This is a genomic window from Holophaga foetida DSM 6591 (assembly GCF_000242615.2).
In the GTDB taxonomy this organism is placed as follows: domain Bacteria; phylum Acidobacteriota; class Holophagae; order Holophagales; family Holophagaceae; genus Holophaga; species Holophaga foetida.
This window is the reverse complement of the sequence record NZ_KI912268.1, coordinates 2,301,977-2,317,588: the sequence shown is the minus strand read 5'-3', so window position 1 is coordinate 2,317,588 and position 15,612 is coordinate 2,301,977. Positions and strand designations below refer to the sequence as shown.

The window sequence follows — 15,612 nt, the reverse complement described above, 5'->3', positions numbered from 1 at the left end:
ATACTCCTGGCTTGCATCCTATTTTAGGGCAGTCATCCTATGAGCACACATGAACGTCACACCTCCCAACCCCCACAAGCCCGGCCAGTCCCCGGTCCGCCCTGGGCTCGGGACCAGCATGCAGCAGTGGGGATCGAGTGAGGAGATTCTTGCGGAGCTGCTCCACAGCCAGCGTCAGATTTCCCAGATGGCGGCGGAACTGGGGGAGATGCGGAGCAAGCTGGCGGACCGCACCCACCAGATGACGGTATTGCAGCATGTGGCCGAGATCCTGGCAGCCACCCCCAAGGTGAACCAGGTCGTCAGTGTGCTCATGGATGTCTTCGTGCAGGAATACAACGCCAAGCGCTGTGTCATCTGGATCCTGGAGGACGGAGGATCCTGTTTCCTGCCCAGGGTGGGAAACGGCATCCCTAAATCCCAGTGGTCTCAGTTTCTGCTTCCGGCCCCCAATCCTTTTCCTGAATCGCCTATCGTCCTCTACCAGGCCCAGTGGCTGGACATGGGTTCCCTCGGGGGAACCATGGGGGCTTTGACGCCAGCGGGAAAGGACACCTCTCTCTTCTTCATCCCCTTCGAGCACCAGCTCCTCCTGATGGGCTTTGCCGTTCTGGAACTGGAGACGGGGCACCAGCTGGAGGACGACCTGGACTCCCTGACCATCCTCCAGCGTCAGGTCGCCGTTTCCATTTACAACGCCTGGCTCTTCCGGGATCTGGGAGAGCAGCGGGACGCCCTCCGGACCAAGACCGGAGAACTGGAACGGGCCAATGCGGCCCTCCGGGAGGCGGATCGCTTCAAGAGCGAGTTCCTGGCCCTCACCAGCCACGAACTGCGCACCCCCCTCACGGGTATCCTCGGCTTCACCCGGCTCGTGCTGGACGGCCTCTATGAAGACGAAGGCGAGATGCGGCAGATGCTTCGGGACAGCTACCATTCCGGTCAGCACCTCCTGGCTCTCCTCAATGACATCCTGGATCTGGCCAAGATCGAGTCGGGGCGGATGCAGATCCGGATGGAGCCGTGGAGCCTCCACATCCTGGTCGAGGAACTGAAGCCCATCGCTGCCGCCTATCCTCGCAACCCCGGGGTGGAACTGGCCTGGCCCACGGACCTCAAGGAGATGCCCGAGGTGTCCATCGATCCCGGGCGCATGAAGCAGGTTGTCCTGAACGTCCTCTCGAATGCCCTCAAGTTCACCAAGGAGGGCACGGTCACGCTCGGAGTGGAGCGGGGCATCGGTTGCATCAACCTCACCGTGGCGGATACGGGCATCGGAGTGAGTCCCGAGGCCCAGGCCAACCTCTTCCAGAAGTTTGTTCAGGCTGACGGGGGGCATTCCCGGGAATACGGGGGGACCGGCCTGGGGCTGGTCATCTGCAAGCACCTGATGGAGATGATGGGGGGCTCGATCCAGCTTCACAGTGAGGGCGAGGGGTTGGGCACCACGATTACCATGACTCTGCTCATTGCGTGATAACCTGGGCGCGTTATGCCTAGGAGGTTTTGAATGAGCTGGACATCTCGTTGGATCGCCGCTGCCCCCCTTGCCCTGATGCTGGTGGGCTCCGGCCTGCAGGCCCAGGAGGCCGAGTTTGGTGTTCAGGGCGGACTCCAGATCCCCATGGGGGATCTGGGAACAACCCTGGACCACAGCATGGGCTACGTCTTCGGCGCCCATCTGGGGCTCTACTACGGTGACGGCCATGAGTTCCGCCCCCGTGTTGACTACCAGTCCTACAATGGGCACTACGACAGCACGGGGCAAAAGACTGATGTCAGCGCCTGGAGCCTGGGTGCCGATTACGTCTACTACACAGAGCAGCGCCGGAAGGGGCTCTATCTGACCATGGGGCTTCAATACAACTCTTGGGACGTCGACCCCGGCGGCAGCAAGAGTGGTGTGGCTCTGGCCGCTGGTGCCGGCTACCGCCTGGACCGGTACTGGTCCTTCGAGGGGCGCTTCACCACGGGCCAGTTCCGCTCCGACAACGGCCAAGCCAACGCCCTTCAGGCTGTGGCATTGTTCCACTTCTGATAATCCCCCCCCCGGCGCGGTCCCCTCTCCGGGGCTGCGCCGAGCCGCAGTAATCTGCCGTTCGGCGCCTGGCGGAACCCGTTCAACAAATATGGGTTCCGCCCGCCTGTGTACCCACTTGAAGAGCCCTGCTCCCGGGCAATCCGTGAAATGTCGCGCTCGTTTGGTATCCTGAGCAACCGGATGGCAGGCTTTTGGCCCGCCAGGACTCCCAGCACCCCCCTGAGGTTCCCATGACGACCCACGCAGAAGCCCTAGACCGCAATGCCCGTATCCAGGCCATCAATCCCGTCGTCCTGGAGGCCCTGTCGCCCCTGGGTCACCGGGCCTTCTTCCCCAAGGGCATTCCGTACCAGGCGGGCCAGGCCAAGGCCTGCGCCATCAATGCCACCATCGGGCAGATCACGGATGGCGCCGGGAATCCCATCCCCCTGGCACCCATGGCGGAGAAGCTCGCCGGGTTGAACCCCAAGGACGCCTTCCTCTACGCCCCGATTGCAGGTCGGGAGGCTGCCCGGAAGATCTGGCACGCCAAGCTGGTGAAGGAAGATGCCCGCATGGAGAAGGTGGGGCTGCCGGTGGCGGGGGCGGGGGTCTGCCATGCCCTCAACATGGCCTCCGAGCTCTTCTTTGCCCCGGGGGACACCTTGATCCTGCCTGACCTCTACTGGGACAACTACGAACAGGTCTTCCAGGTCCGCCTCCAGGGCGACTTCATGCCCTTCCCCTTCTACGGAGCTGACGGGGGCTTCAATCTGGAGGGTCTCAAGGAGAAGCTGGCCTCCGTGCCGGGCAAGGTCCATGTCCTCCTGAACTTCCCCAGCAATCCCAACGGCTACAGCCCCACCCCCGAGGAGCTGGTGGCCATCGGGAACGTGCTGGTGGAGGCTGCGGCGATCCGGCCCGTGGTGGTCTACTGCGACGACGCCTATCACGGTCTGGTCTTCGAACCCAGCGCCACCACCAAGAGCCTCTTCTTCGAGCTCATCGATCGCAGTCCCAATCTCATCCCCCTGAAGTGCGATGGGGCCACCAAGGAGCTGAGCTTCTTCGGCGGGCGCGTCTCCTTCCTCCACTTCGGGGTGGACAAGGCCATCGCCGAGATCCTGGTGGACAAGTGCATGGGCCTCATCCGCAGCGGCCTGGGCGGCACCGTGGGCCTCAGCCAGCACCTGGTGGAGCTGGAGCTCCAGGATGAGCGCCACGAGGCCGAGTTCGAGCGCCTGCGCCTGATCCTGGCGGGTCGCTACCAGCGCCTCAAGGCCGCCCTGGCCAAGCCCTCCCCCTACTGGACCGTCTACCCCTTCAATGCCGGGTGCTTCTGCCTGCTGAAGCTGAGGGACGGCCTGGACGCCGACCAGATCCGCCAGCAGCTCATCGCCGAAGAGGGCGTGGGCGTGGTCTCCCAGCAGGGCAACTGCATCCGCATCGCCTTCTGCTCCATCAAGGAGGAGAGTGTGGTGCCCCTGATCGAGGCCCTGGAAAGGGTCTGCGCGAAGCACTAGTCCATGTCCACACCCATGCTGCAACAGATCGCCGCCCTGAAGCGGGAGGCGGGGGATGCGATTCTTTTGACGCGCATGGGGGACTTCTACGAGCTCCTGGGGGAGGACGCGGTCAAGGCCGCCCCGGTGCTGGAGATTGCCCTGACCCTGCGGGGCAAGGGCTCCGAGAGCGAAACCCCCATGTGCGGGGTGCCCCACTTCGCCCTGGAGGGCTACCTTCCCAAGCTCCTGGCGGCGGGGTATTCGGCGGCCATCGCCGAGCCCACGGCCAAGCCCGAAGAGGTGAAGGGGCTTCTCCCCAGGGCCATCAAGCGCATCATCACCCCTGGCACTTGGCTGGATGACGATGGCCGCTGGCTAGGCTGCGTCCATCGATTAGGCAACGCCTGGGGCATCGCCCTCCTGCAACTGGCCTCGGGCCAGCTCCGGGTCATTCCCGGAGAAGGCCCCGAACTCCTGAGCTCCACCCTGGAGCGCCTGGGCCCCAACGAGCTGGTGCTGGCGGAGGGCAGTGAAGACGCCTTCGAGTTGGACGCTGCCCGTACCCATCTCCCCCTCTGGCGCTTCGAGACCGAGCGCGCCCGTCAGCAGATCCTGGGCTTCTTCGGCTGGACCCACCTGGAGGGCGTGGGCCTGGACCCCTATCCAGCGGCCATCGGGGCGCTAGGGGCCCTGCTGGATCAGGTGGAGGCCACCCAGAAGGGCAGGCCCGCTCACATCCAGGGGGTCTCCCTGGAGCTGGGGGCCGTGGGCCCGCTGCTGGACGCCACCAGTGCCCGGCACCTGGAGGTCTTTGGTAACACGCTGGATGGGTCGAAGGCCGGAAGCCTTCTGGCCATGCTGGACCAGAGCCGCACCCGCATGGGAAGCCGCCTCCTGAAAGGCTGGCTGGACCAGCCCCTGCGGGACAGGGATTCCCTCGAAGAACGCTGGCGCCAGGTGGCCTGGCTTACGGAGGACCGGCGACGGGATCCTCTCCAAAAGCTCCTCTCCGGCGTACCGGATCTGGACCGCCTCCTGGGCCGCGTGGCCATGGGGATGGCCACGCCTCCCGAGCTGGGACAGTTGCGGGAGGGCCTGGCTTCGCTCCAGCGGCTCCCTGGCCTGATCCAGGAGGGAGGCTGGCTGGAGGACGCCCGTTCCCTCCACCTCTGGGACGAAGATACCCCCCTCTGTACCCCCCTGCTGGAAGAGCTGCGGCGCTGTCTGGCCGAAGCACCGCCCCTGGAATTGGACAAAGGTGGCGTGATTCAGGAGGGGGTGGACCCTGAACTGGATGCGGTGCGCCGACTGGCCCGGGACGCCAAGCAGGTGATGCTGGAACTCGAAGAAGAGGAGCGCGCCGCCAGCGGCATCGCCAGCCTCAAGATCAAGTACAACCGGGTCTTCGGCTACTACTTCGAAATCACCAAGTCCAACCTGGGCTCGGCCCCTGCCCACTTCATCCGCAAGCAGACCCTGGCCAACGCCGAGCGCTTCACCACCGAGAAGCTCATGGCCTTTGAGCAGCGGCTCCTGAGCGCCGAGACGGACCAGTTCCGCCTGGAGGATGTCCAATATCGGCGCCTCCTGGCTCTGGTGCTGGAATCCCGGGGCGAGCTGACCCGGCTCTCCCAGGCCAGTGCCCGGCTGGATGTCCTCTGCGCCCTGGCGGAGCGGGCCCGGCAGTCCGGCTGGGTGCGTCCCGAGCTGAGCGACGAGCGGGAGTTGGTGCTCAGCGGGGCGCGCCACCCCATGCTGGAGTCCCGCATGGGCAGGGAGTGCATTCCCAATGACCTGAGCCTGCGCCAGAGCCGGGCCATGGCGGTGGTGACTGGCCCCAACATGGGTGGCAAGAGCACCTTCCTGCGCACAGCTGCCCTCCTGGTGGTCATGGCCCAGATCGGTTCCTTCGTCCCGGCGGAACTCATGCGCTTTGGGCTGACTGACCGCATCTTCACCCGCATCGGCGCCAGCGACTTCCTGGCCAAGGGCCAGTCCACCTTCATGGTGGAAATGACCGAGACCGCCCGCATCCTCAACCAGGTGACCCCCCACAGTCTGGTGATTCTGGACGAGATCGGCCGGGGCACCAGCACCCGGGATGGCCTGGCCCTGGCGGAGGCCATCGCCTTGCATCTGCGGGACTTGAAGGGTGGGGAGCCTCGAACATTATTTGCTACTCATTATTTCGAACTTACGACCCTGGCGGAGGACCCCCGCATCCAGAACCTCCATGTGGAGGTCCAGGAATGGGAGGAACAGCTCCTCTTCCTCCACCGCATCGCCGAGGGGCCCGCGGATCGCAGCTACGGTATCCAGGTGGCCCGCCTGGCGGGGCTCCCCAAGGGGGTCATCGCCAAGGCCCAGCGCATCCTGGCCGAAACCCCAGAAGTGCCCATCGAAGCCCCGCGCAAGGCCAAGCGGACCCAGGCTGTCCAGCAGCCCATGCTGCCCCTCTTCGAGGCCGAGTCCGACCCCCTGCGGGAGGAGCTCATGGCCCTGGATCTGAACGCCATGACGCCTCTCCAGGTCATGAACTGGGTGGCGGAGCGGCAGAAACGGTAGCTACTCCTCCTTCCGGGTCCGCCAGATGGAGATCAGGAGCCAGATGCCTCCGATCGAAGCGATCAGGAAGCCGAGGAGCCCGAAGAAGGGCAGGCCAAAAAGCTTCGGGCCTCCCGGAACCGTCATGACGATCGAGGACCCGATGATGAGCGCTGCCACGACGATGCCGATGGTGATGCGGTTGGCGGCGCGGTCGAGCTGGTTGCCCACGCGCCTCAGGTGCGTGACATCGATATGGATCTCCAGGCGGCCCCGCCGGGCCGCGCGAAGGAGGCGGGAAAGGTCGTTGGGAAGTCCTGCGAGGAGGGTCAAGGCCTCGCCAGCCGTCTTCCAGGTGCGCCTGAGGACGGCCTTCGGCGTGTAGCGGCGCCGCATGGCCTTCTCCACCATGGGCATCGCCTCCCCGACCATGTCGAAGTCCGGGTCCAGTTCGTGCCCCATGCCTTCCAGGGAGATGAAGGCCTTGATGAGCAGAGCCAAGTCGACGGGTAGCGAGAGGCGGTGCTGCCGCAGCAGGTTGACCAGATCGGAAAGCATGGCGCCAAGATTGAGCTGCTTCAGGGGGACGCCGTGGTATTGGTCCACGAAGGCCTGGATTTCCAGGATCAGTCCAGCCTCATCGACTGGGCCACCTCCGGTCCAATCCATCAGCACCTCCGCGACGAGGGATGGGTCGTCCCGCACCAGGCCCACCAGCAGGCGGATCAGCTGGTCGCGACGCTCCTCGGTGAGGCGTCCCATCATCCCGAAGTCGATGAAGGCGATGCGGTTGCCAGGCAGGTAGAAGATATTCCCGGGGTGGGGGTCGGCATGGAAGAACCCGTCCTCGACGATCATCTTCAGCACGGCCCGGGCTCCTCGGCGGGCGAGTAGCCTTCGGTCCAGTCCGGCCTTGTCTACGGCGGCCAAGTCCCGCCCCGGGGTTCCGTCGATGAACTCCTGCACACAGACCCGTTCAGCGACCCATTGCCAATGAACTCGGGGAATGACGATGATGGGGGGCTCGCCTGGATCCCCGGTGCTTGAGTCATCCTGGTCGGCATAGTCCGCGAATCTGGTTGCGATGCGTTCCGCATTGCGGCACTCGTTGGTGTAGTCCAGTTCGCGTCGCAGCGACTGGGCCAGTTGGCGGACCACCTCGGCCGGATGGAAGCTGGCCAGTTCGGAATGCTCCGATTCCGCCAGCTCTGCCAGTTTGGCGAGCCAGCGAAGATCTGCCTCGATCGTCGGACGTATGCCGGGGCGACGGACCTTGACCACGACCCGGGTGCCATCTGCCAGGCGGGCTCTGTGCACTTGGCCGATGGAAGCCGCAGCCATGGGCACGGGATCGAACTCCGCGAAGATCTCCTCGGGTGGAGCTCCCAGGTCCTCGATCAGCTGATGGCGTATCTCCGTGTAGGGGACGGCTGGGGCCCGGTCCAGGAGCTTGCTGAACTCATCGATCCACTCCTGGTCGAAGAGGTCCACCCGGGTGGCGAGCACTTGCCCGAGCTTGATGAAGGTCGGCCCCAGCTCCTCCAGGATTCGCCTCGCCCTGGAGGCGGGAGGCAGGTGGGCGAGCGCCTCGGCGTCCCGCCAGTGCAGGGCGCGTCCAGCCTTCTCCAGGGGGGTGGCGAGGCCCAGGCGACGCACGAGATCCCCGAACCCGTAACGGATCAGAATCGAGGCGATCTCGTGCAGGCGCCCGAGATCCCGCATTGACGCCATCGCCTGCCAGAGCATTCAGTCCTGCTTTCTCTTGGGCTGGATGTGGTCGGCCAGGCCCGTGAGTGCCCCTGCGGTGAGTTGGCGCAGGAGTCCGACGGTGCCCTGGGCGAGGTGGAGGCCCACCTTGGCCTGGGCCTCGCCCGTGGCCCCAGCCTGATGGGCAAGGGCGGAGAGGGCTTCATGGGCTTGGGTGCCGACGGCTGAGCCCTGGGTGCGGAGGTGGGAGGCCAAGTCCTTCAGGATTGCACCGGCGCTGTGCCGCCCTGTGGCGGCGGTGTTCTCCAGGGTTTCGAAGAACATGGTGTCCAGGCTTTCGAGCTCCTCCCGGAGCCGCGCGAGGTCCTCGCCGGGAACCTGTTTGGCGTGGCTCGTGGCCTCTTCCAGGGCCAGTTTGGAGGCCAGGGCGAACTGGGCCAGGGCGGCATCCAGCCCTTCGATGGCCGAGCCGAGGCGCTGTCTCGCCAGCTCTGTCTGCGCCCTGGATTGGTCCAGGTCCTTCTCGATGCCAGCTCTGGCCCCCCGGATCACGGCCCCTGCGATACTCCGGAGGGAGGCGAGGTCCTGGGTGAAATCGCTCATCCTCCGCAGCGTAAGCTGCCGCACGAGTTCCTGGATGTCCTCACCCCGCTCGATGGCGTCGCGGATCCTTCCTTCAAGGTCCTTCGTATCCCGATCCGTTTCCTGTTGTGTCATGGGAACCTCCAGATGACGTGATGTTTTGGCCCCAACTTAACCCATCTCGCCCACCGGTCCAGTGCTCAGGCGTTTCCCCGAATGAGGATCGGCGATCTTTCCCGTTCCCGTGGGGCAGAGGTCCAGAGTGCAGCAGTTTGGGCAGTCCGGCTTCCGGGCATCGCAGGTTCGCCTTCCGTGGAAGATCAGCAGATGGTGGAGCTCGATCCAGGTCTCCCGGGGGAAGAGGGCGCAGAGATCGGCCTCGACCTTCTCCGGGGTGCTGGCCTCGGAAAGCCCCAGTCGCCGGGCCACGCGGAAGATGTGGGTATCCACCGCCAGGGCTGGGATGCCGAAGGCGTTGGCGAGGACGACGTTGGCGGTCTTCTGGCCCACACCGGGCAGGGCTCCCAAGGCCTGGGCCTCCCGGGGGACCTCGCCTCCATGACGTTCCACCAGGGCATGGGCCATGCCGATCAGGTTGCGGGCCTTGTTCCGGAAGAAACCCGTGGATCGGATGAGGGTTTCCAGTTCGCTCTGTTCGGCCTGAGCCAGGGCCAGGGCATCCGGAAAGCGGAGGAAGAGCCCCGGCGTCACCAGGTTCACCCTGGCGTCCGTGCACTGGGCGCTCAGGATGGTGGCGACCACTAGCTGGAAGGGGTCCATGTGCTCCAGGGCGCACTTGGCGTCCGGATAGGCCTCCCCCAGGGTCACGGCCAGTGCGTCCAGGGATTTCTTGGTCCATCGCTTCATGCCTACAGCATGGACCGGATCGGCGGGGAATGCGATCCTGGGGCGTGGATGCGCCCCTTCTCTTCGCCCTTGTTCGTGCCCGGCTCCGTGTCGGTGGTTCGGTTCAGAACGTCCTGGTGAGCCCCCGGGCCCTCATCCTCCAGTGGGCGCCGGAGCGCCGGGCCGGGCTGGAGGCGGGCCTGGCCTGGGTCTTCCTGATCAATCCTTCGCCCGAACTGTGGCTGCTTCACGAAAAGGACGAGGCCTTCCGGCTCCTCAAGGGGGAGACCAAGGTGGATCTCTCCCGCCGTTGGGGCCAGGAGCTCAAGGGGGCCCGCCTGGAGGATCTGGAGGGCGATCCCCGGGAGCGCTGGCTGGGCATCCTTTTCCGCCGCACGGCGGTGACGGGGCGCATCGAAGTGAGCCGTCTGGCCTATCAGGCCATTCCCGGGCGCGGCGGCCTGCGGCTGGATGGCCTGGATCTCAACCCCGCCCGCATGGGTATGGGTTCGCCCTTCCCGGCCCAGGCCCCGGAGCCTGCACCGGACTCCCCACCCATGAAGAAGTGGCGGGAGCGCTTCGGGGAGAACCTGGAGGCGGCCCTGGCCGGGGAAAACCCCGAGGTGCTGCCAGGGGAGGGCACCCTCTTCGCCCGGCATCGGGCCTGGTCCCTGGAGCGGGCGGACAAGCTGCTCCTGGCCCCCAAGAAGGCCGGTGTGGACCGCAAGCTCGTGGTGGAACGCCATCGTCTGGAGCGCTACGGGGAGGCCCTGGCCCAGGATCGGGCCCGCCACGAGGCCGCCCTGGGGCTTCGCGAGAAGGCCAAGCGCCTGAGCGCTGAACTCTATCGGCTGCACCACGTCCAGGGCGTGGCGGAGCTTTCCGATGGCACCCGGGTGGAACTGCCCCCGGGTCTGCGGGCCGAGGTCGCGGCCCAGAAGTGGTTCGCCGCCGTCAAGCGGGCTGAGCGCGGCCTGGGCCGGGTGGCGGAACTGGAGCGGGAGCGTCTGCGACAGGTCCTGGAACTGGAGGCGGCGGGTGTGCCCGCTCCTCCCCCGGTGATCCCCAAACCCCAGAAGGAGTCCAGGAAGATGGAACGGAAGGACAAGCGGGCTGACGGGAAGGGCAAGGCCTTCCGCAGCGTCATGATCGAGGGCTTCGAGGCCCTCATCGGCAAGGGGGACGCGGACAACGACGCCCTGACCTTCAAGGTTGGCGCCCCCCTGGACTTCTGGCTCCACGTGGCCGGGGTGCCCGGGAGCCATGTGATCGTGCGCAACCCCGACAAGGTGAGCGAGCTGCCTCGCCCCGTGCTGGAGCGGGCGGCGGAGTTGGCTGCCTTCTTCTCCAAGGCCAGGGATGGGGGCAAGGTGGAGGTCCACTGGTGCCGCGTGGCTGACGTGAGCAAGCCGAGGGGCTTCGCCCCCGGCAAGGTCATGCTCAAGACCTTCAAAAGTGTGCGGGTCTATCCGAAGGAGTAGCTACTGGATCGTTTCCTCTTCGTGGGGGTGGCCCATGCGCTCGGCGGGGAGGGCGACGCCCCGCCAGCCCACCAGCCAGGCGAGGTTGAGAGTAAGCCCCAGCAAGGTGTAGACCGCAAAGAAGGGCATGAAGAATCGATCCTGGAAGATCACCAGAAGGGAGAGGACCGCCACGAAGGCCACAGCTGTCCACATGGTGGCTCGCGGGTGGTGGGACTTCTTCTTGAAGCTCGGGAAGCGTACGGTGGAGACCATGAGGAGTCCCACCATGACGAGTTCCGCTGCGAAGAGATAGGCGTGGCCACAGCTTGCCGGGGAGTTCGGCCAGAAAAGGATGACGGACGCCACACAGGCGGCACCGGATGGAATGGGCATGCCCACGAAGAACCGCGAGTCCGTGTGGCCGACCTGGACGTTGAAGCGGGCCAGACGGAGGGCTCCGCAGGCCAGGAAGAAGAAGGACGCTGCCCACCCTACCGCCCTCAGTTGGTGATCGGCCATGCCCAGGGCAAAGAACCCGTAGCGGTAAGCCAGGATGGCCGGGGCCATGCCGAAGCTGAGAACATCGGCGAGTGAATCCAGCTGGACCCCGAACTCGGTGGAGGTATTGGTGGCACGGGCTACACGGCCATCCAGGCCGTCGAAGATGCCTGCGGCCACCAGGAGCCCGGCTGCCCACTGGAAGTACCAGCTGGGATGTTCCCCAGCTGCGTTCATGGACATGACCACGCTGGAGAATCCGCAGAGGACTGAGATCAGGGTGATTGCGGAGGGCAGGGCGAACTTGGAGCGTCGGACCGCCCGTCGTCGGCGTTCCCTGCGTTCCTCGAGCGTGAGGCGTTGTCTCATCCTTTTATCTCCGTTTCCCCTGGCGAGTGTCGAACTCTACCCTATCCTCATCATAAGACTGATGGCCTCCGGGCATTCGTATGGAGTGATGTGATGACCCTGGTGCTTCAGATCATCCTGGCCCTGGCCCTCGTGGTCCTGGTGGGCTTCCTGGTCCCTCTCCTCATCCAGCTTCGCCGGACGGCGCAGGCAACGGAAGAGCTGGTACGTAGTGCCCAACAGGACGTGAGCAGGATGGCGGAGGATGTGCATCAGATTCGATTGCAGACAGATGAGGTGATGGGCATGGCCAGGGCGACCCTCGAACTGCCCTGCGCTCTTTCCCAGATGGTTTCTGGCCTGGTGCACGCTGTTCCTGCCCTCTTTGGAAAGAAAGAAGGCGGGTTCGGCGTCCTGGAACTGCTCGTGGCGGGTTTCCAGGCGGCGGCATCATTCATCCGGCGGCCGGCCGCCGCCGAGGAAAAGGAGGCAAGCCATGAGTGAAGACCGTGGATCCATCGGCACCTCGCTGGTGATATTCCTGGCGGGTGCGGCGGTGGGAGCCGCCGTAGTTGCGCTTCTGAACCCGAAGAGTGGCCCGGAACTCCGGGCTGATCTCCGGGGGCTGGGCGAGAAGGTGAAGGACAGGGTCGCCCGTTTCCGGGGAGAGTGCTGCTCGGGTGAGGCCGAGCATGAGGCACCCGGGAAGGGTGAACCCTCCCATCCCTACTCAGGGGGGTGAAGCCTGAAAGTCTTCCGGTCTCTCCCCGCTAGACTGGGGGATCGGGAGTTGTCATGCATCTTGTGGTCATTGGCGGCGGTCACGCCGGAGTCGAAGCGGCGCAGATCGCCGCCCGGATGGGTGTCGCTACCACCCTGCTCACCCTCAACCTTGATCAGATCGGTCAGATGAGCTGCAACCCCTCCATCGGAGGGGTTGGCAAGGGGCATATGGTGCGGGAACTGGATGCCCTGGGCGGTGCCATGGGCCGCCTGGCGGATGCCACCGGCATCCATTTCCGCATCCTGAATGGGAGCCGGGGCGTGGCCGTGCGTGGGCCCCGGGCCCAGGCGGACCGCGTCAAATACCGGAACGCCGCCCGAAACATGCTTGAGCACACCCCCAATCTGCACCTGCGGCAGGGGATGGCGGCGGCTCTTCGCTGGGCGAATGGCACCCATGGACTGGAGGGGGTGGAGCTCCTGGACGGCTCCTTCATCCCCTGCCGGGCGGTGGTGATCACGGCGGGCACCTTCCTGAACGGGGTGGTGCTCCTGGGTGACAGGCGCATCCCTTCGGGCCGGGCAGGAGAGCCCCCTTCGACCCACCTCGCCGAGCAGCTGGCGGCCCTTGGCTTGCGCCGCAAGCGCCTCAAGACCGGCACCAGCCCCCGCATCGCAAAAGGCAGCATCGACTTCGAGCGCCTGGAAGCCCAGCCTGGGGACAATCCCCCCAAGCCCTTCAGCTTCTTTACGGAGTGCATTCCCCAGCCCCAGGTCTGCTGCCACATCGTCCATACATCGGCGGAGACCGAGCGGGTGATCCGGGAGAACCTCCATCGCTCCTCCATGTACGGGGGGCATATCGAGGGCGTCGGTCCCCGCTACTGCCCCAGTATCGAGGACAAGTTCGTGAAGTTCCCTGATAAGGGGCACCATCAGATCTTCGTGGAACCCGACTCCCTGGAAACGGACGAAATCTATCTGGCGGGCCTCTCCACTTCCATGCCCGTCGATGTCCAGGTGCAGATGGTCCACAGCCTGCCGGGTTTCGAGCGGGCGGAGATTCTGCGTCCCGGCTATGCCATCGAGTACGACAGCTACGACCCGCTCCAGTTGGGGCGGGATCTGCGTATGGCGAACCTGGAGGGCGTCTGGTTTGCCGGGCAGGTCATCGGGACGACCGGGTATGAAGAGGCGGCGGGCCTAGGCCTGATGGCTGGCATCAACGCCGCCCGCTGGATCCAGGGGCGGGAGCCCATCATCCTGGCCCGGAATCAGGCCTACATCGGGGTCATGGTGGACGATCTCGTCACCAAGGGGACCGATGAGCCCTACCGGATGCTCACCGCCCGGGCTGAACATCGCCTAGGCTTGGCCTGCGATTTGGCTGACAGTCGCCTCCTGGCCCTCAGTCGAGACGTGGGTGCCCTGGGGACGGAGGCGCTGGGGCTTATCGAAGCAAAACTGACGCGGCGTTCCCGTCTGCGGGAGGCCTGCGATACCGCCTGGGTCGCCCCGTCCAACGCCTTTGGGGCACTGGCCGAAGAGGCCGGACTGACCCTGAACGTCGGCATGAGCCTCATGGATCTCTTCAAGCGGCAGCAGATTACCACTGCCTACGCCGATCGGGCATTGGGCATGGTTGAGGGTTGGGCCGGGGCAGGTCCGGGATGGGAGCCGGAGTGGGAGCGGGACTGGCTTCTCTTCGAGGCCCGCTACTCCGGCATCCGGGATCGCGAGAACCGGGTGCTCCAGGCCCAGCGGGCCTGGGACCACATCCTCATTCCCGTGGATTTCCGGATCGAGCACCTCCCGGGCTTCAGCCGGGAGGTGAAGGAGAAGCTCCTCAAGCACCGCCCGGAGACCCTGGGGCAGGCTTCCCGCATTCCGGGCATCACTCCGGCGGCGGTCACCCTCCTGCACCTCATGATCGAGCGCGAACGCTCAGAATGAAGTGGTCAGTCCCTTCAAGTAGGCCTTGAACTCGGGCCCTAGATCTTCCCGTTTGAGGGCGAACTCCACGTTGGCCTTGAGGTAGTCCAGCTTGTTGCCGGTGTCGTAGCGTTTGGCCGGGATGGGGGTGGCGGCCAGAAGCCCTTCCTCCGCCAGTTTGGCCAGGGCATCGGTCAACTGATATTCGCCGCCCACGCCAGGCTGAAGGGCCAACAGATGATGGAAGATCCTGGGCGTCAGGACATAGCGACCCACCACGGCCCAGCAGCTCGGTGCGAGCTCGGGCGAAGGTTTTTCGACGATCTGGTGGACCTTCCACCATCTATCGCCATTAGGGGGGGCGTTGACGATGCCGTACCTGGAGACGTGCTCCAAAGGGACCTGCTGGACACCCACCACGGATACCCCCGATTCGTGGTGCGCCTTGATGAGGGCGCTCAGAGCCGGATCGGCCTCATCAAAGACATCATCTCCCAAGAGCAGGGCAAAGGACTCGGAGCCGACGGTGGGTTGGGCGCAAAGGACGGCGTGACCCAGTCCCAGGGGTTCGCCTTGGCGTACATAGGCGAAGCGGCCGAGTTGAGTGATGGCCTGGATCTGCCTGAGATCGTCCTGGCGCCCGCGACGGGAAAGGGTGTCTTCCAGTTCATAGGCCACATCGAAGTGGTTCTCGATGGCTCCCTTGCCCCTACCGGTGACCAGAATGACGCTCTCGATGCCAGCGTGGATCGCTTCCTCCACGACATGCTGGATGACTGGCTTGTCCACTAAAGGGAGCATCTCCTTAGGCTGCGCCTTGGTGGCAGGAAGGAACCGAGTCCCAAGACCGGCAACGGGAATGACAGCTTTTCGGATAGGTTTCATGAACCCTATCTTCTCTCGGACCGGTGTCGGGGGCGAGGGAAAACTGGGAGCCGAGCTTTGAGCTCCTTGGGACATCTAACCTATTCTGGAAATATGATTTACGAGTCCAAGTGGGGGGCTGTGTGTTGTCTGTCTTGATTTTCCCTTGCAAGTGTCCGCAGTGGTGGTAACCTAGTATTTCGCTGCGGTTGAGGCTGCAACGGGTCAGAAGGCGAGGCGGTCGGGAAACGACGGTCAAGCCGGGATGGGACGGGAGCCTTCGGGTTCGGGTGTCATCTGACGGTTCAGGCGTCTTTGAAAGCCGGATAGAGAGAATGGAAGCCTTTGAGAAGCTACCGTCGCAAGACGGGAAGCGATCAAACATATACTACGAATAGCGAGACCGGTTTTCGAACCGGTTCGAGCATAGAGATTAAACATGAGAGTTTGATCCTGGCTCAGAATGAACGCTGGCGGCGTGCCTAACACATGCAAGTCGGATGTGCCCGCAAGGGTGCATGGCAGACGGGTGAGTAACGCGTAGGAGACCTACCTTTTTGTGGGGAATAACGTTCCGAAA

Annotated in this window: 13 protein-coding genes and 1 rRNA gene (1 of these 14 running past the window's edge); 9 read left to right on the top strand and 5 right to left on the bottom strand. The window is 64.8% G+C overall.

The annotated features are described in order from the left end of the window. Positions 1-49 precede the first annotated feature (49 nt). The 4 genes from HOLFODRAFT_RS23010 to mutS all read left to right on the top strand — a co-directional run bounded on the left by HOLFODRAFT_RS23010 (position 50) and on the right by mutS (position 6,090). Positions 50-1,477, top strand: coding sequence for a GAF domain-containing sensor histidine kinase (locus HOLFODRAFT_RS23010; RefSeq protein WP_005033079.1), 1,428 nt, complete (start codon positions 50-52; stop codon positions 1,475-1,477). Positions 1,478-1,510: 33 nt separating this feature from the next. Continuing rightward, positions 1,511-2,038, top strand: coding sequence for an outer membrane beta-barrel protein (locus HOLFODRAFT_RS0210330; protein WP_005033077.1), 528 nt, complete (start codon positions 1,511-1,513; stop codon positions 2,036-2,038). 233 nt (positions 2,039-2,271) lie between these two features. Next, complete coding sequence (locus tag HOLFODRAFT_RS0210325; protein WP_005033074.1) at positions 2,272-3,543, top strand: aminotransferase class I/II-fold pyridoxal phosphate-dependent enzyme; 1,272 nt, start codon at positions 2,272-2,274, stop codon at positions 3,541-3,543. Between the two features lie 3 nt (positions 3,544-3,546). Then, the gene (mutS, locus tag HOLFODRAFT_RS0210320) at positions 3,547-6,090 is read left to right on the top strand and encodes a DNA mismatch repair protein MutS (protein WP_026939233.1); all 2,544 of its coding nucleotides are present in this window, start codon (positions 3,547-3,549) and stop codon (positions 6,088-6,090) included. On the opposite strand, the gene HOLFODRAFT_RS0210315 is transcribed toward mutS, so the two are convergent. From HOLFODRAFT_RS0210315 to nth, 3 genes are read right to left on the bottom strand one after another with little or no spacing between them, the layout of a single operon-like run. Continuing rightward, positions 6,091-7,815, bottom strand: coding sequence for an ABC1 kinase family protein (locus HOLFODRAFT_RS0210315; RefSeq protein ID WP_005033070.1), 1,725 nt, complete (start codon positions 7,813-7,815; stop codon positions 6,091-6,093). Next, positions 7,816-8,493: a DUF6781 family protein gene (locus HOLFODRAFT_RS0210310; RefSeq protein WP_005033068.1), complete on the bottom strand. Its 678-nt coding sequence runs from the start codon at positions 8,491-8,493 to the stop codon at positions 7,816-7,818. Positions 8,494-8,529: 36 nt separating this feature from the next. Continuing rightward, positions 8,530-9,225 carry an endonuclease III gene (nth, locus tag HOLFODRAFT_RS0210305; RefSeq protein WP_005033066.1) on the bottom strand — a complete coding sequence of 232 codons (696 nt, stop codon included), beginning with the start codon at positions 9,223-9,225 and terminating at the stop codon, positions 8,530-8,532. A gap of 29 nt (positions 9,226-9,254) precedes the next feature. Between nth and HOLFODRAFT_RS25075 the strand changes: the two genes are divergently transcribed. Beyond that, a complete protein-coding gene (locus HOLFODRAFT_RS25075) occupies positions 9,255-10,685 on the top strand; it encodes an NFACT RNA binding domain-containing protein (RefSeq protein ID WP_005033065.1) in 1,431 nt (476 codons plus the stop codon). On the opposite strand, the gene pssA is transcribed toward HOLFODRAFT_RS25075, so the two are convergent. Next, the gene (pssA, locus tag HOLFODRAFT_RS0210295) at positions 10,686-11,534 is read right to left on the bottom strand and encodes a CDP-diacylglycerol--serine O-phosphatidyltransferase (protein ID WP_005033063.1); all 849 of its coding nucleotides are present in this window, start codon (positions 11,532-11,534) and stop codon (positions 10,686-10,688) included. Positions 11,535-11,627: 93 nt separating this feature from the next. Between pssA and HOLFODRAFT_RS0210290 the strand changes: the two genes are divergently transcribed. Genes HOLFODRAFT_RS0210290 through mnmG form a run of 3 tightly spaced genes read left to right on the top strand, consistent with a single transcriptional unit; the run spans position 11,628 to position 14,189 of the window. Beyond that, positions 11,628-12,017: a DUF948 domain-containing protein gene (locus HOLFODRAFT_RS0210290; RefSeq protein ID WP_005033060.1), complete on the top strand. Its 390-nt coding sequence runs from the start codon at positions 11,628-11,630 to the stop codon at positions 12,015-12,017. Further along, positions 12,010-12,255, top strand: coding sequence for a YtxH domain-containing protein (locus HOLFODRAFT_RS20495; RefSeq protein ID WP_005033059.1), 246 nt, complete (start codon positions 12,010-12,012; stop codon positions 12,253-12,255). The genes HOLFODRAFT_RS0210290 and HOLFODRAFT_RS20495 overlap by 8 nt, the downstream gene beginning before the upstream one ends. 53 nt (positions 12,256-12,308) lie before the next feature. After that, complete coding sequence (gene mnmG, locus HOLFODRAFT_RS0210280) at positions 12,309-14,189, top strand: tRNA uridine-5-carboxymethylaminomethyl(34) synthesis enzyme MnmG (protein ID WP_005033057.1); 1,881 nt, start codon at positions 12,309-12,311, stop codon at positions 14,187-14,189. Here the strand turns inward: mnmG and galU are convergent. After that, the gene (gene galU / locus HOLFODRAFT_RS0210275; protein WP_005033055.1) at positions 14,181-15,053 is read right to left on the bottom strand and encodes a UTP--glucose-1-phosphate uridylyltransferase GalU; all 873 of its coding nucleotides are present in this window, start codon (positions 15,051-15,053) and stop codon (positions 14,181-14,183) included. The genes mnmG and galU overlap by 9 nt on opposite strands. A 414-nt stretch (positions 15,054-15,467) precedes the next feature. On the opposite strand from galU, the gene HOLFODRAFT_RS0210270 reads away from it, so the two are divergent. After that, positions 15,468-15,612: ribosomal RNA gene (locus tag HOLFODRAFT_RS0210270) — 16S ribosomal RNA — on the top strand; it runs 1,397 nt beyond the window's last position.

Bases quoted from the DNA above. Each gene is read 5' to 3' on its own strand.
- nth (WP_005033066.1), bottom strand. From the start codon at position 9,225: ATGAAGCGATGGACCAAGAAATCCCTGGACGCACTGGCCGTGACCCTG.
- HOLFODRAFT_RS0210325 (WP_005033074.1), top strand. From the start codon at position 2,272: ATGACGACCCACGCAGAAGCCCTAGACCGCAATGCCCGTATCCAGGCC.
- pssA (WP_005033063.1), bottom strand. From the start codon at position 11,534: ATGAGACAACGCCTCACGCTCGAGGAACGCAGGGAACGCCGACGACGG.
- HOLFODRAFT_RS20495 (WP_005033059.1), top strand. From the start codon at position 12,010: ATGAGTGAAGACCGTGGATCCATCGGCACCTCGCTGGTGATATTCCTG.
- galU (WP_005033055.1), bottom strand. From the start codon at position 15,053: ATGAAACCTATCCGAAAAGCTGTCATTCCCGTTGCCGGTCTTGGGACT.
- HOLFODRAFT_RS25075 (WP_005033065.1), top strand. From the start codon at position 9,255: ATGCGATCCTGGGGCGTGGATGCGCCCCTTCTCTTCGCCCTTGTTCGT.
- mutS (WP_026939233.1), top strand. From the start codon at position 3,547: ATGTCCACACCCATGCTGCAACAGATCGCCGCCCTGAAGCGGGAGGCG.
- HOLFODRAFT_RS0210310 (WP_005033068.1), bottom strand. From the start codon at position 8,493: ATGACACAACAGGAAACGGATCGGGATACGAAGGACCTTGAAGGAAGG.
- HOLFODRAFT_RS0210290 (WP_005033060.1), top strand. From the start codon at position 11,628: ATGACCCTGGTGCTTCAGATCATCCTGGCCCTGGCCCTCGTGGTCCTG.
- HOLFODRAFT_RS23010 (WP_005033079.1), top strand. From the start codon at position 50: ATGAACGTCACACCTCCCAACCCCCACAAGCCCGGCCAGTCCCCGGTC.
- mnmG (WP_005033057.1), top strand. From the start codon at position 12,309: ATGCATCTTGTGGTCATTGGCGGCGGTCACGCCGGAGTCGAAGCGGCG.
- HOLFODRAFT_RS0210315 (WP_005033070.1), bottom strand. From the start codon at position 7,815: ATGCTCTGGCAGGCGATGGCGTCAATGCGGGATCTCGGGCGCCTGCAC.
- HOLFODRAFT_RS0210330 (WP_005033077.1), top strand. From the start codon at position 1,511: ATGAGCTGGACATCTCGTTGGATCGCCGCTGCCCCCCTTGCCCTGATG.